This window comes from Agromyces sp. Y558, from assembly GCF_059445415.1.
Window position 1 is genome coordinate 905,504 of sequence record NZ_JCAIUH010000001.1, and the last position, 15,254, is coordinate 920,757.

Below are 15,254 nucleotides of genomic sequence, written 5' to 3' on the forward strand. Positions count from 1 at the left end.
GCCGACGCCTCGTCGGTGTCGTGTCGCCGGATCAGCCCACGGTCGGCGGGGTGATCTTGATCAGCGCCGAGGTGTTGCGCTTGAGCGCCTTCTTCACCTCGATCACGGTGCCGTAGCCCACGCCGGCGTCGGCGGGGTTGCCGGTGCCGAGCGTCATGCCCGGCTGAACCTCGAGTCCGTAGAACTCGGGCAGCGGCTTGCCGTTCTCATCGACGACTCGGGTCGTGTACGGCGAGTTGCCGAGCGACGGCACGACGGCCGAGCCGTTGCGGAACCGGTAGTACAGGTCGGCTCCATTCCGGATCTCGATGCCCGGCACCCAGCCCTGGTCGTCGGTGAAGGTGCTCACCGGCTTCTGAGAGCGCACGTCGGTGCAGTACTCGTCGGTCACATCGGCGCCCGTGATGCACTCCGTGAAGCGGTACGTCTTCTCGAGGCCGAACGCGGCGTTCGAGGACTGCGCCCGCGAGGGCATGTTGTCGGTCGCCGTCGGATCGATCTCGGCCGCCTCACCGGTGCGACGCAGCGGGTCGAAGTGACTGTCGACGATCAGCAGGCCGCCCTTGGCACCGGCGCTCGGCAGCGCCGTCTCGTTCGACACCACGTGGTTCGTGTTGCCGTACGTCGTGTCGCGGTACCAGATGAGCGCTCCGGGAGCGTTGTACTTGATCTTCTCGACCTTCCACGCACCCGCGCTGTACACGGAGTTGTAGCCGTACTTGAGCCCCTCGTCGAAGCCGTCGAAGTTGCGCCACTCGACCATGTAGTACTGCGCCTTCACCGAGGTGCCGGTGTCGATGCGCCAGCCGGGACCGGTCGTCGCGGCGAACGTCTCGACCTCAGCGGTCCAGCCGTTGTCACCGCTCTCGACATCGTCGCTCCAGACGGTCTCCGCTCCGCTCGTGAGTGCGAAGTCGTCGGCGAACCAACCGCGATCCTGGTAGGCGGCATCGGTTGCGAGCCGCAGGCGCAGGCTCACCGTCGTGCCGGCGTACGAGGTGAGGTCGACATACTGCTTCTGCCAACCGTTCGACGTGCCCGTGAGCCCGTACTTCTTGTTGCCGAACGTCGCCATGTTGCCGTTCGGGTCGGCGTAGCCGTCGGGTGTCGTGAGTTCAGTGCCGGCTTCGTCGTAGACCTTCTGCTCGGTCCACGTCGTGCCGCCGTCGGTCGAGACCTCGACGAAGCCGAAGTCCCAGTCCTGCTCGATGACGAAGTTGCTGTTCATCCAGAACTTCGCGTCGGCGGGCACGTCGAGGCTGCGGACGATGCGGATGTCGCCCCAGTCCTGGTCGGCACCGGTGTACCACATGTTCTCGCCGCTGGTCGGCTCGGCCAGTGTGATCACCTTGTCGGGAAGATTGATCTTCACGCCGTCTTCGGTGCCGACCAACGGCCGGGAGTTCTGGCCCACGTTGATCGTGCTCGGAGCGTCACCGGGGTTGACCTCGACAGGGTCGGCCCAGCCGAGCATCCACTTGTCCCAGATGCCCATGTGGGTGGGCATCGACTGGAAGATCGGTCCCGAGTGCGAGCCCGAGGACATCAGATCCCAGAAGTCGATGTCGGAGTCTCCGGCACCGGAGGTGTCGTAGAGGTCGGGCAGGCCGAGGTCGTGGCCGTACTCGTGAGCGAACACGCCGACGCCCGAGTCTTCGGGCTGCACGATGTAGTTCGACAGCTTGAGGTCGGTGCCGGGGATGTCCGCGCCGCCTGCGACGGCCGAGGAGTGCGCCCAGAGAGCGTACGTGCCCTCGGCGCCGCCGCCGCCGGACTTGTCTTCACCGGCGTGCACGAGCACGACGTGGTCGATGACTCCATCGGGCTCGAGGAAGTCGCCGTCGCCGTCGCGGTCGCCCTGGTCTTCGATGTCGTAGTCGGCCCACGGGAAGTCGGGCTGCGCCTGCGCGAGCGCCTCGACAGCGTCGATCGGGAGCTGGCCGGCACCGAGCGGGTTGTCGGGGTGGCCCTGCATGTCCTGGATCGCCCCGGCCTCGTACACCCCCTCCTCGTTCTGGAAGCAGAGGCTCGCGCCGTAGTAGGCCTCCGAGTGCGGCACAGTGATCCAGGGAGTCGCCTCGCCGGTCACCGTGTAGGCGCCGCGCGACATCTCCTCGTACATGGCCTTCATCGTGTGGCCCGAGATGTCAATGCCGCGGCGGCCGTCGGGACCCTTCAGGTCTTTGCGAACCCGCTCCGTGATGCCCTTGTCGGTGAAGAGCATCTTGTTGAAGTGCTCGGACGAGAAGTCGGCAACCCACATCGAGTTGTTGTCTTCGAGCTCGTAGTCGGCCGGGTTCGGGATGTTGTTGTGCATCGGGCCGCTCTGCACCTCGCCGGGCTTGCACTCGGTCGCACCGTACTCGTTCGGCACGTAGGTGCCGGAGAAGTCGTCGTTCGCGCTGTCGTTGAACTCGACGAGGATGGTGAGCAGCTTTGCTTCCTGCGTCTCATCGGCTTGCTTGTAGTCGGGCTTCTTGTGCCGGTTCTTGTCTCGGCCGCGATCCCAGTGCCGGTCGCGCTTGAGCTCACCGGGACTCTTGCCGGTCTCGATCGACGCGGCCTCGAGCTGAGCGAGCCCCTCTGCGGCGAGCGGGTTGCCCTGCGAGAACTTCTGGTCGAACGCCTCGGCCTCGGTGGCGACGGTGCCCGCGCTACGCTGCGCGATGGCGTCACCCACCAGCTCGTCGGTGCCGAACGCCTGCTCCACACGGGGGGCGACGTAGTTCATGTAGTACTCGGAGTCGCTGATCACCGGTGGTGAGACCGGCGATTCAGCCGCGGCCGCGCTACTCGCCCCGACCGACACCAGACCGGTGGCAGCGAGTGCGAATACCGGGAGGACCGCAACCGCGCGCCTCCGCGCGCGGGTGGTGAATCCAGACATGCTTCTCCCTTCGAGCGCCCCTCGGAGGTGACCGTGGGGCGTGAACGACGTTCGTCGGTGGGCGAACGTACTGGGAATCCTGCCTTGCTTTGCATCGTCTGCGGAAGAGCTCCGACGAACTTTCTGGACCATGACGCACGTCCGTTGCGCGTCACCGGCAGAAATCGTCGATCACCGCCGTGCATCACCCGTTGAGGGGTGATCTGTGCGTCGACGCCGTGAAAGATCGCTCGGAGTCGACGCTGGCCGCGCAGCATCCGTCGTCATGCTGGTGCTGTCACCGTGAAGGTCATGCCGAAGACCGGCTACTCGCTGCAGCACCCGGGTGCAGGATCGACGACCCGCTTTCGAGGGGTGGCGGAGCGCCCGAGCGAGCCCTACCATGGCGTCAGTCAGGCAGCGGCCCCGCTGCCTGCCCACGGGTGCCCTTCCGCTCGATCCGAGATCTCTCGAATTCGAAGGGCTGTGGGATGTTCCGATCGGTGTCGGCCGCGATTGCGGCATTGGGGCTCGTATTCGGGGGCGTGCTGCTGGGGAGCCTGCCCGCGGCCGCCGTCGGCGGGTCACCGGGCATGGATGCGCCATCCGTCGCGCGCTCCATCGCATCGCCGGCGCACGCCGAGGCCGCCGACCCCTACGTGCCGCCGCGACCGGTCGTCACGCCGCGGGTCGTCCTCGACCCGAACTGGACGTTCACCCTCGACGGCATCGATCTCTCCGACATCCGACCCGGCGACACCTTCACGATCACGGCGGCCGGCCTGCCGCCCGGGCTCGACGTCTTCGTCGAGCTGCACTCCGATCCCGTGACCCTCGCGGTCACCGAGGTCGGCCGTGACGGCAGGTTCGCGGCGACGGCGACGATTCCGATGGACACGGTGCCCGGCGCCCACCGCATCGTCGTCATCCTGTCGGGCGACGGTATTCCGCCGACTTCCAAGGAGGCAGTCGTCACGGTCGCCCCGCTGGAGTCCGGTGTCGCCCCGAACATCCTGACGGACGCGCTCCAGCCGATCCAGCACGTGCTCGAGAACCCCGAGACGATCGCATCCGCCTTCTCGATCGGCCTCGTGCTTATCGTGCTGGCGGCCGTTCCCGCCCACCTGCTCAACGCGACGATCGCCGAGCAGTACCAGCGATTCAGCGGGCGCGTCGCTCGCCTCCGGCGTCCGCCGGGTTGGTACGCCGCACTGTCGGCATGGATGGCTCGCGAATCGGCCGTCCCTGCGATCGCCCTCGTTGCGGCCACCGCGCTGATCTTCGGATTCGCCGACCCGCACCTCGGGTTCAACGACCATTCACTGCGGCTCATCCTGGCCCTGGCCATCGCGTTGTTCTTCATCGCGTTCGTGTCGAGTTGGATGACGGCGTTCATCCTGAAGCAGCGGTGGTCGGTGATCGCGACCATCAGCTTCCGGCCACTGGGGCTGATCCTCACAGCCCTCGGCGTCATCGCGTCGAGACTGCTCGACTTCTCGCCGGGCTTCCTGATCGGACTGGTGCTCGGCCTCTCGATGTCCTCGCCCGCCATCAGGCAGTTCGCGTGGCGTGCGGTGGCGATCCGTTCGTCGATCATCATCATCTTCGGAGTCGCCGCGTGGATCGGCTTCAGTGCGCTGACCCTGCACGGAGAGCCGCACGACTTCCTCGGCGCGCTGCTCGTCGAGACCTGCGTGGCGATCACGACGGAGGGCATTGTCATGCTCCTCATCGACCTGATGCCGTTCAAGCTGCTGTCGGGCGAGCTCCTCTTCGCCCACTCGAAGCTGCTATGGGGCGGGCTCTACCTCGTCGTGACGTTCGTCTTCATCGTCGCCGTCGTGGCGTGGGAGGGCCACTGGCGCGAACTCGGCGGTTCGCTCTGGCTGTGGATCTCGGTCGTCAGCGCCTTCGCCGCCGTCTGTATTGCGATCTACCTGTATTTCCGGTTCTGGGCACCGCCCCTGCCGGAGGAGACCGCCGACGAGGAGGAGCCGCTGACTCGCGTCGAGTGAACGTTGCTCGCGTCGAGTGAACGTTGCTCGCGTCGAGTGAACGTTGCTCGCCAGAGAGTCAGAGAGTCAGAGCCGGCGGGCTGGCAGGTCGGCGGGTAGGCCGCGTGTGGTCGCCCTCAGCCGAGCAGCAGGGCGCGCAGCTGGTCGGCCGAGTGCACGACTGCCATCGCGTCGGCAGCTTCGGCGGGCGAGCCGTAGCCCCACTCGACGAGGATCGTCGGCACGCCGTTCGCGAGCGCGCCGAGTGTGTCGTACCCGCGGTCGCCGACCATCACCGCGTGCTCTGTGGTGATGCCCTTCGCGTGGAGTCGTCGCAGCGCCTCTGCTACGACGTCGGCCTTCGTGCTGCGCTCCTCATCGTCGCTTGCGCCGGCGATGACGGTGAAGTATTGGCTGAGGCCCTGATGGTCGAGCACCTTGCGCGCCATCGACTCGGGCTTCGAGGTCGCGAGCGCGACCGGGATTCCGCGGGCGTGCAGTCGCTCGAGCACGCCCGCGACACCCGGGAACACGGGGGAGCGCAGCACGTGCTCGCCGTAGTGGTCGCGGTAGACGTTGAGCGCTTCCCACGACTCGGCATCGTTGAAGCCGGCGGTCATGCGCAGGCTGTCGAGCAGCGGCGGGCCGACGTAGGAGCGGAGCACTTCGTCGCTCGGCACGGGCAGGCCCATCTTCTCGAACATGTGGGCGAGCGAGCCGGTGATGTCGGATGCCGAGTCGACGATGGTGCCGTCGAGGTCGAAGAGCACGGCGGACCACGTGCGGGTCGGCGGCGTCGCCGGCGGGGTCGTCAGGGTCTCGGTAGTCACCGTGACATCCTAGGGGGCTCGTCGCTGAGCGATTCTCAGGCTCGACGATCGCCGGCGGTGGAGGCGCGACCATCGGAGCGGTGGAGGCGCGTCGATCGCGGCGGTGGATCGCCGGCGGTGGATCAGAACAACCGGGCGTGCCCGCCATCGACTCCGCGCATCGCGTCGTAGTCGAGTACGACGCAGCGGATGCCGCGGTCTTCGGCGAGGGTGCGAGCCTGCGGCTTGATCTCCTGCGCGGCGAAGATGCCGGTCACCGGGGCGAGGTGCGGATCGCGGTTCATGAGTTCGAGGTAGCGGGTGAGTTGTTCGACGCCGTCGATGTCGCCGCGGCGCTTGAGCTCGACGGCGACCGAGGCGCCCGAGGCATCCGTCGCCAGGATGTCGACCGGGCCGATCGCCGTCATGTACTCGCGACGCACGAGCCGGTGGCCGTCGCCGAGGAGTTCGATCTGCTCGGCGAGCAACTTCTGCAGGTGCGCTTCGACGCCGTCTTTCTGCAGGCCCGGGTCGATGCCGAGCTCGTGGGCCGAGTCGTGCAGCACCTCGTGGATCGAGACGATCAGCTGGTCGGCGGTCTTCTGGTGCACGACCTTCCACAGCTCGACGATGCCGGCCGAGCGTTGGTCGTCGTCGGGCTCGAGCGTGGTGAGCGTGCACGGCGGGCTCATCCAGTTGAGTGGCTTGTAGCTGCCGCCGTCGGAGTGCACGAGGAGGCTGCCGTCGCCCTTGACCATCAGGAGGCGCGTGGCGAGCGGGAGATGGGCCGCGAGGCGCCCCGCGTAGTCGACGGAGCAGCGGGCGATGACGAGACGCACCCGGCGAGTCTACTTGCCGAGCGGATGCCTCGGGGCGGCCGCCGCAGACGGGCGTCAGGCTGCGGTGCGGGAGCGCTCGCGTGCGGCAGGGGCTGCGAGCGCCGACAGCACGAGCAGGCCGAGGATCACGAGCAGGGCGTTCAGGATGCCGAACTGCTGGCCGAGGAAGCCGAGCAGCGGCGGCCCGGCGAGGAACGCGCAATAACCGATGATCGCGACGGCGCTCACCCGCGCTGCGGAACGATGGGGATCGTCGGCCGCCGCCGACATGCCGACGGGGAAGCCGAGCGAGCACCCGATGCCCCAGAGGGCGGTGCCGACGATGAGCATCCAGGGCTCGGTGCTGAAGATGAACAGGCTCAAACCGAGGATGCCGACGATCGCGAGCGTGCGCAGCACGGGCACACGCCCGAAGCGATCGAGCACCGGTCCGCCGAGCACCCGCGCGACGGTGATCGCGACCGTGAAGACGCCGAAGACGACTGCGCCGGTCGTCTCGTCGAAGCCGTGGCCGTCGACGACCGCGAGGGCGAGCCAGTCGTTGGCCGATCCCTCGGCGAACGACATGCCGAGCATGATGACGCCGATGAGGAGGAGCCGAACGTCGCCCCACACCGCGAGGTTCTCGCGCAGCCGCTCGGTCCACGGCGGCCGCGGGGCATCCGTGTGCGTGTCGTCGCCGACCTCGGCGCGCAGCGGCACCCAGCGCACCGCGATGACGACGGCGATGGCGATGAGCACGGCGGCGACACTGAAGTGCACCGACACGGGCACCTGCAGAGCGGATGCCGCGGCGGCGAGCCCCGCTCCGGCGACCGTGCCGAACGAGAAGAAGGCGTGCATGAGCGGCATCACGGTCTTGCCGATCTCGCGCTCAGCCTCCGCGCCCTCGACGTTCATCATCACGTCGACCGCGCCGTTGCCGAAGCCGAAGAGCACGAGCCCGATGATGACGATCGGCACCGAGGGCAACGCAGCGCCGCCGATGCCGACGAGCACGAGCCCCACCGAGACGATGATGAGTGCCGAGATCATGCCGCTGCGGGCGCCGAGCCGCGCAAGCAGCCACGGGGCGACGACGAGCCCGAGCACGGAGCCGATCGACCCGGCGAGGATGACGAGGCCGACGCCCTGGGTGGTGAGGCCCGTGTCGTCGCGGATGGCGGGGATCCTGGCGACCCAGCTCGCCATGCTGAGTCCGCTGAGGAAGAAGATCGCGAAGACGGCGTTCCGCCATGCGATGAGCTCACGCGGCGGGCGTGCGGCCGTGACCGGGGTGCCGGAGGTGTGGGGAGTCTCGTTCATCGTCTCTGTCTCATCGTTGTCGCGAGGTCGATCGAATCGATTCGACAACCCTGACCCGAGAACGATATCGGCGACTTCGCGCGGCCGCAACCGGCGCACTCACCTCGTCGCCTCGCCTCGCCCGGCTCCATCCGACGCCGAGAGTGCGGTTCGTGTCGGTATGGGCGCGGAATAGCGACGCGAACCGCACTTTCGACGCGTGGTCGGGTGGGTGTGGGTCGGGTGGGCCGGGTCGATCGGGTGGGCGTCACGGGTGACGGATGCCGCGGCATCCGTTCGACAGACCGAGGACGGCGCCGCGGCTACCATGAACTGACTGGCGCTCGGGGCATCCGGACACGACCCGACAAACCCCCGACCCAGAGCCGAACACCCCCGGCTCGAGTCCCAGAGAACAACGAGGTTATCGATGAAGGCCCTCTACAAACCCGCCCCCGGCGCCGGTCTGGAATACGTCGACCGGCCCGAGCCCGAGACGGGCCCCGGCGACGTGAAGATCCGGGTGCTGCGCACCGGAATCTGCGGCACAGACCTGCACATCGAGCAGTGGGACGACTGGGCCGCGTCGACGATCGCCGCCCCACTCATCCCCGGCCACGAGTTCTACGGAGAGGTCGTCGAGGTCGGGCCGCTCGTACACGACGTCGCGGTCGGCGACCGGGTCTCGGGCGAGGGCCACATCGTGTGCGGCATGTGCCGCAACTGCCGCGCGGGGCGTCGCCAGATGTGCATCCGCACGAAGGGCGTCGGCCTCCACCGTGACGGCGCATTCGCGGAGTTCGTCGTGCTGCCCGGCGAGAACGTCTGGGTGCACCACGCCGAGGTCGATCCCGAGGTCGGGGCGATCTTCGACCCCTTCGGCAACGCGGTGCACACCGCGCTCACCTTCTCGGTCATCGGTGAAGACGTGCTCATCACGGGCTGCGGCCCGATCGGGCTCATGTCGATCGCGGTGGCACGTCATGTCGGTGCCAGGTTCATCGTCGCGTCGGATGTCTCGCCCGCACGCCTGTCGCTGGCGCGCGAGATGGGGGCCGACGCGGTCGTGGATGTCTCACGCGAACGCATCGCCGACGTGCAACCGCGGCTCGGCATGCGCGAGGGCTTCGACGTCGGATTCGAGATGTCGGGCTCGGCGAAGGCGCTGCCCGAGATGATCGAGAACATGAATCACGGCGGGCGTATCGCCCTGCTCGGCCTGCCGAGCGAGCCGTACGCGATCGACTGGGGCAAGGTCGTCACCCACATGCTGACGATGAAGGGCATCTACGGCCGCGAGATGTTCGAGACGTGGAACTCGATGAGCGCGATGCTGCAGACGAGCGAGACGCTGCGCACGAGAATCGCCTCGGTCATCTCAGATCGCTACCCCGCGCGCGAGTGGCGTGCGGCGTTCGACGCGGCCGCATCGGGCGGCGTCGGCAAGGTCATCCTCGATTGGACGGAGCTCTGATGTACGGAACCATTCGCGAACAACTGCGCACGGAACTCGACGAGATCGAGGCCGCTGGGCTCACCAAGCGCGAGCGCGGCATCCACGGCCCGCAGTCCTCCGAGATCGAGGTCGCCGGGCGCGAGGTGCTGAACTTCTGCGCCAACAACTACCTCGGGCTCGCGAACGACCCGCGCATCGTCGCGGCGGCGCACCGCGGCCTCGACGAGTGGGGCTACGGCCTCGCGAGCGTGCGGTTCATCTGCGGCACGCAAGAGCTGCACCTCGAGCTCGAGCGACGCGTCTCCGACTTCCTCGGCTACGACGACACCATCCTGTTCTCCTCGTGTTTCGACGCGAACGGCGGCGTCTTCGAGGTGCTCTTCGGGGCCGATGACGCGATCATCTCCGACGAGCTCAACCACGCCTCGATCATCGACGGCATCCGGCTCTCGAAGGCGCAGCGATACCGCTACAAGAATCGCGACATGGCCGATCTCGAGGCGCAGCTCGAGCTCGCATCCGCTGCCCGTCGCCGCGTGATCGTGACCGACGGCGTCTTCTCGATGGACGGCTATATCGCGCCCCTCGCCGAGATCTGCGACCTCGCGGACCGCTACGACGCGCTCGTCTTCGTCGACGACTCGCACGCCGTCGGCTTCGTCGGCGAACACGGTCGGGGCACGCCCGAGCACTGCGGAGTCGAAGGCCGGGTCGACATCACGACCGGCACCTTCGGCAAGGCGCTCGGCGGGGCATCCGGCGGCTATGTGGCGGCTCGCCAGGAGATCGTCGACTTGCTCCGCCAGCGGGCGCGGCCGTACCTCTTCTCGAACACGCTCGCGCCGGCGATCGTGGCCGGTACCATCCAGGCGCTCGAGCTGTTGGCGTCCTCGGGCGAGCTCCGCGAGCGGCTGCGTGCGAACTCCGCGCTCTTCCGTTCGCTGATGACGGATGCCGGTTTCGATCTGTTGCCCGGCGAGCATCCGATCGTGCCGGTGATGTTCGGCGACGCCGCGCTCACCGCGCGCATGGCCGACGCGTTGCAGCAGCACGGGGTCTACGTGACAGCCTTCAGCTTCCCGGTCGTGCCGCGCGGGTCCGCGCGCATCCGTGTGCAGCTCTCGGCGGCGCACTCCGACGATGAGATCCGCCGCTGCGTCGCCGCGTTCGAGGCGGCGCGCGACGAGGTCGCCTCGAGCACGCCGGTCGAGTAGCGACGAAGGAGCGTCTCGAGATCCCGCAACGGTCTCGATACGCTCGCTGGCGCTCGCTACTCGACCAACGATCTCCGAGCAACGATGGCGATCTCCGAGCAATGCTGGTCGAGTAGCGACGAAGGAGCGTATCGAGACCCCGTTATCGATCGATGGACGGCCGATGCCGGGATCGGTCGTGCCGCTCGGCTGGTGGTGTCGCGTTCGTGCAAGACCGTGTCGGTGGGGGCGCCTAGCCTGACACCGACGACAGCGACATGATCGGTCGTCGACTCGATGAGGGAGCAGATCAGATGACCGCAGACTTCGACGCGACGTCGACCATCACGATCGACGCCCCACGTGAGCGTGTCTGGGCCGTGGTGACCGATCCTGCGGCCGCCCGCGAGTTCATGTTCGGTACCGAGCTCGTGACCGATTGGTCGATCGGCGGCCCGATCTTCTGGCGCGGCGTCTGGAAGGGCGAGCCCTACGAAGATCACGGCGTCGTGCTGGCGGTCGAGCCCGGCGTGCGCCTCGTGCACACGCACTTCAGCCCGTTGAGCGGTGACGACGACGTGCCCGAGAACCACCACACGCTGACCTGGACTCTCGAGGAGGGCGACGGCGCCACTGTGTTGACGCTTTCGCAAGACAACAACCCGACGGCGGAGGCTGCCATGCATTCACAGGGGATGTGGGACTCCCTCGTCGTGAGTGTGAAGCAGATCGCGGAGCGTCCCTGAGATCGCCCTCGACCGACCTTCGCTGATTCGACCCGCCTGAGCGTCGGGAGCTGCTGCGCAAGATCGAGAATCCTCGTGCGGTAGCTCGAGAATTCTCGTGAAGGCCTGCTCGAACGCCGGCTAGCTCGACGACCGCGCCACCCTGGCGGCGTCATTCCTGCGCAGCAGTCGCGCCCTTCACCGCATCGCGCTGACCCGATCGAATCGATTCGGCCTAGACTCGGCGCATGCAGCTCGATGCCGCTCCCCGTCCGACGCTCGCCGATGTCGCGGCGCGCGCCGGCGTCTCGCAGTCGACGGCATCGCTCGCCTTCAGCGGCTCGGGCCCCGTGTCGGATGCCACGAAGCAACGCGTGCTCGCCGCGGCATCCGAGCTCGGCTATGCCGGCCCCGATCCGCGCGCCCGTTCGCTTCGGCGCGGACGCTCTGGCATCGTCGGCGTCGTGCTCGAGGAGCGCGTGCGGGAGGCGTTCCTCGATCCCGTGAAGATCCAGATGCTCGACGGCATCTCCGAAGGCATCGCGCCGCTCGGCGCCGGGCTCCTGCTGCTCACCGACACGGGAGAAGAGGGCGGCAACGCTGTCGGCATCGAGAGCGCTCCCGTCGACGCCGTCGTGCTCATCGGCTGCAGCCCGCGGCTCGGCGTGTCGATCGAGGCGCTCCGCCGCCGAGGCATCCCGGCCGTCGCGATCGAGGGGGCGACGGGCGAAGACATCCCCGAGATCTCGATCGACAACCGGGCGGCGACCCGGCGCGGCGCCGAGTACCTTCGCGAACTGGGCCATGCGGATGTCGCGATCGTCACCCTGCCCTTCGACCCCGCGCGCACCCGTGGCCCGATCACCGACGAGCTGCTGCAGTCGAGCACTGCCGACACCGCCAGCCAGCGACTGGCCGGGGCCCGTGAAGTCTTCCCGACAGCGACCGGCCGCGTCGCCGGCGCGAGTTCGATCGAAGAGGGCCTCGAGGCCGCGCGCACTCTGCTCGCCGACCCTGACCGTCGCCCGACGGCGGTCATCGCGCAGAGCGACCTGCTCGCGGCTGGCGTCATCCAGGCGGCGGAGGAACTCGGGTTGCACGTGCCAACCGACCTGAGTGTGCTCGGATTCGACGGCATCCGCGTCGACGGGCTGCAGCACGATCTCACGACGCTCGTGCAGCCGTCGGTCGCCAAGGGGAGGGCCGCCGGCGAGGCTGTCGTGCAGATGCTCTCGGGCGAGCCGCCGGCCTCACGGTGCTTCACCAGCACGCTGCACGTCGGCGACACGACGGCGGTGCCGCGACCTGCCTCGAGCTGACGGCCGCGACACACCCCCGCTCCTGTATTGCTGCACGGGCTGCCTTCGAGACTCGGACGCCTCCCCGACGCACCCCGTTGGGATTCCGTTAGGAAGATTCACAAATTTGTGAATTGGGCGTATTGTCGGCCAAATGAACACCGTCATCGAAACGCGCGGCCTCGACAAACGCTTCGGCCGCGTGCGTGCACTCGACGGGCTCGACCTCAGTGTCGAAGCCGGCGAGGTGCACGGGTTCCTCGGCCCGAACGGCGCGGGGAAGTCCACCACCATCCGCGTGCTGCTCGGCCTCATCAGGGCAAGCGGCGGAAGCGCGACGCTCTTCGGCCGCGACCCCTGGCGCGACGCCGTCGAACTGCACCGCCGTATCGCCTACGTGCCCGGCGACGTCAACCTCTGGTCGAATCTCTCTGGCGGAGAGGCCATCGACCTGATCACGCGCCTGCGTGGCGGCGCGTCCGACAAGCAGACATATACCGCGCGACGCGAGCACCTCGTCGAGGTCTTCCAGTTCGACCCGTCGAAGAAGGGCCGCACCTACTCGAAGGGCAACCGGCAGAAGGTCGCCCTCATCGCGGCGCTCGCGACGCCCGCCGACCTCTACATCCTCGACGAGCCCACGTCGGGCCTCGACCCGCTCATGGAGGCGGTCTTCCGGCAGGAGATCGCGTCCCTGCTCGGCGATGGGGCGACCGTGCTGCTGTCGAGCCACATCCTCTCCGAGGTCGAGCACCTCTGCGACCGGGTGAGCATCATCCGCGCCGGGCGCACGGTCGAGACCGGCACGCTCGCCGAGCTCCGCCATCTCACCCGCACCGAGATCTCGTTCGCGAGCGAGGGGCTCGACCCCGCGGCATTCCAGAACATCCCCGGCGCGCACGGCCTCGCCGTCGATGGGGCGCATGTGCGCTTCACCGCCGACTCCGACGCCATGCCCGAGGTGCTCGCGGCGCTGAGCCGACTGCGGGCGACGGGCGTCACCGTGAACCCGCCGTCACTCGAAGAGTTGTTCATGCGGCACTACCACGACGACGTCGAGCAGCCCGCCCGATCGAGCCTCGAGGGCGTGCGATGAACACCCTGCCGACGCTGCTGCGGGCGCGGTTCCGCCGCGACCGCATGCAGATCATCATCTGGATCGCGCTGTTCGCGCTGCTCGAGGTCGTCGGCCATTCTGCCGTGACCGAGACCTACGGCACGGCCGACGAGCGGGCGAGCGTCATCCACTTGGTCATCATGAGCCCCGCCATCCTGATGCTCCGCGGCACTCCGCAGGGCGTCGAGCCCGATGCGTTCCAGGTCTTCCTGCTCTTCGGATTCCTCGGGCTCATGATCGGCCTCATGAGCACCTTCCTCGCCGTGCGTCACACCCGCGGCGATGAGGAGGCAGGCAGGGCCGAGCTCGTCGGCTCGACGCCCGCCGGCCGCATTGCACCGCTCGTCGCGACGGCGCTCGAAGGCGTCATCCTGAGCGTTGCGGTCGGCGTCATCATGGGCGGCGTCGCCTGGCTCTACGGTGCGGATGCCTCGGGCGCCATGCTCTACGGCGCAGCGATGGCAGCCGTGGGCGTCGCCTACCTCGGTGTCGGATTCACCTGCGCGCAGCTCATGCGCACCTCGCGCGGCGCCAACGGACTGGCGGCGGCGATCGTGACCCTCGGCTACGCCCTGCGTGCGATGGGCGATGCGACCGGCACCGTGCAGCCCGGCGGACTCAGCATGGAGGCGGGGTGGTGGAGCTGGCTCAGCCCCATCGGCTGGGGGCAAGCGGTCGCGCCGTACACGCACCAGCTCGTCTGGCCGCTCGCGCTGTGCCTCGGCCTCGGCATCGTGCTCTTCACAGTGTCGGCATGGTTGCAGTCGAGTCGCGACATCGACTCGAGCATCATCCCCGAGCGTCCTGGCCGCCAGCATGCGCCGCGGAGCCTCTCGGGCCCGATCGGCCTCGTCTGGCGTACGCTCCGCAATCCCGTCACCGGCTGGGTGGTCGGCGGCGCGCTCTTCGGGCTCGTGATCGGTGCGGTCGGGCAGACGGTCGTCGACCTCGTGAACACGCCCAACGGCGAGGAGGCATCGCAGGCGATCGGCGACACCCTCGCGTCGCTCGCCGGCCCGAACGCCGAAGGCGGCATGATCGATCTCTTCACGACCGGCATCTTCGGTCTCGTCGGCGCGCTCGCCGCGATCGGCGGCGTGCAGGCGGTCATGCGCGCCCGGCAAGACGAAGCAGGCGGCACGGCAGAGCTCGTGCTCGCGGCTCCCGTCTCGCGTTTCCGCTGGTTCTCGTCGTACCTCCTGATCGGTGCCGTCTCGGTCGCCGCCGTGCTCGCCTTCGCGGTGCTCGGCTCGTTCGTCGGGCTGATCGGATCGACGGATGCCGGTGCGCGCATGTCGATCGTTGCCGAGGCGGGGCTCGCGCAGCTGCCGGCGGGGCTCGTGATCGTCGCGATCGCAGCGCTCGCCTTCGCGGTGCTGCCACGCCTGTCGATCGGACTCGGCTGGGCGCTGCTGCTCCTCGCCATCGTGCTCGGGCAGTTCGGCGGGCTCTTCGGATTCCCCGAGTGGGTGCGCGACCTCTCGCCGTTCAGTCACACGCCGATCGTCACGACCGATGACCTCGATTGGACCGCGGCGTGGGCGATGGTCGGAATCGCGGTCATCGTCGCGGCGGGCGCCACGGCTCTCGTGCGGCGGCGCGACCTCGCACTCGGCGGGTGAACGAGGGGCGGGGCATCCGTGCGGGTGCCCCGCTCGTTCTGTGAGGATGGG

General features: G+C 68.4%; 11 protein-coding genes. 7 read left to right on the top strand and 4 right to left on the bottom strand.

Going from position 1 to position 15,254, the window contains the following annotated elements:
• Positions 1-31: 31 nt before the first annotated feature.
• The gene (locus tag AC1C2T_RS04300) at positions 32-2,887 is read right to left on the bottom strand and encodes an immune inhibitor A domain-containing protein (RefSeq protein ID WP_495384365.1); all 2,856 of its coding nucleotides are present in this window, start codon (positions 2,885-2,887) and stop codon (positions 32-34) included.
• 470 nt (positions 2,888-3,357) lie between these two features.
• Between AC1C2T_RS04300 and AC1C2T_RS04305 the strand changes: the two genes are divergently transcribed.
• Positions 3,358-4,881, top strand: coding sequence for a hypothetical protein (locus AC1C2T_RS04305; RefSeq protein ID WP_495361469.1), 1,524 nt, complete (start codon positions 3,358-3,360; stop codon positions 4,879-4,881).
• 116 nt (positions 4,882-4,997) lie between these two features.
• Here the strand turns inward: AC1C2T_RS04305 and AC1C2T_RS04310 are convergent, their stop codons facing one another.
• From AC1C2T_RS04310 to AC1C2T_RS04320, 3 genes are all read right to left on the bottom strand, one after another.
• Positions 4,998-5,690 (bottom strand): HAD hydrolase-like protein, encoded by a 693-nt coding sequence (locus AC1C2T_RS04310; protein ID WP_495361468.1) that lies wholly within the window; start codon positions 5,688-5,690, stop codon positions 4,998-5,000.
• 122 nt (positions 5,691-5,812) lie between these two features.
• The gene (gene nucS, locus AC1C2T_RS04315; RefSeq protein ID WP_495361466.1) at positions 5,813-6,508 is read right to left on the bottom strand and encodes an endonuclease NucS; all 696 of its coding nucleotides are present in this window, start codon (positions 6,506-6,508) and stop codon (positions 5,813-5,815) included.
• A gap of 54 nt (positions 6,509-6,562) precedes the next feature.
• The gene (locus AC1C2T_RS04320; protein WP_495361465.1) at positions 6,563-7,813 is read right to left on the bottom strand and encodes an MFS transporter; all 1,251 of its coding nucleotides are present in this window, start codon (positions 7,811-7,813) and stop codon (positions 6,563-6,565) included.
• A gap of 409 nt (positions 7,814-8,222) precedes the next feature.
• On the opposite strand from AC1C2T_RS04320, the gene tdh reads away from it, so the two are divergent.
• From tdh to AC1C2T_RS04350, 6 genes are all read left to right on the top strand, one after another.
• Positions 8,223-9,266, top strand: coding sequence for an L-threonine 3-dehydrogenase (gene tdh / locus AC1C2T_RS04325; RefSeq protein WP_495361464.1), 1,044 nt, complete (start codon positions 8,223-8,225; stop codon positions 9,264-9,266).
• Positions 9,266-10,462, top strand: coding sequence for a glycine C-acetyltransferase (locus tag AC1C2T_RS04330; protein WP_495361463.1), 1,197 nt, complete (start codon positions 9,266-9,268; stop codon positions 10,460-10,462). The genes tdh and AC1C2T_RS04330 overlap by 1 nt, the downstream gene beginning before the upstream one ends.
• Positions 10,463-10,755: 293 nt before the next feature.
• Positions 10,756-11,187 carry an SRPBCC family protein gene (locus AC1C2T_RS04335; RefSeq protein WP_495361462.1) on the top strand — a complete coding sequence of 144 codons (432 nt, stop codon included), beginning with the start codon at positions 10,756-10,758 and terminating at the stop codon, positions 11,185-11,187.
• 227 nt (positions 11,188-11,414) lie between these two features.
• Positions 11,415-12,485: a LacI family DNA-binding transcriptional regulator gene (locus tag AC1C2T_RS04340; protein WP_495384366.1), complete on the top strand. Its 1,071-nt coding sequence runs from the start codon at positions 11,415-11,417 to the stop codon at positions 12,483-12,485.
• A gap of 133 nt (positions 12,486-12,618) precedes the next feature.
• Entirely contained in the window at positions 12,619-13,560 is a 942-nt protein-coding gene (locus tag AC1C2T_RS04345; protein WP_495384367.1) for an ABC transporter ATP-binding protein, read from the top strand.
• Entirely contained in the window at positions 13,557-15,203 is a 1,647-nt protein-coding gene (locus tag AC1C2T_RS04350; RefSeq protein WP_495384368.1) for an ABC transporter permease, read from the top strand. Before AC1C2T_RS04345 ends, AC1C2T_RS04350 begins: the two co-directional genes overlap by 4 nt.
• Positions 15,204-15,254: the final 51 nt, after the last annotated feature.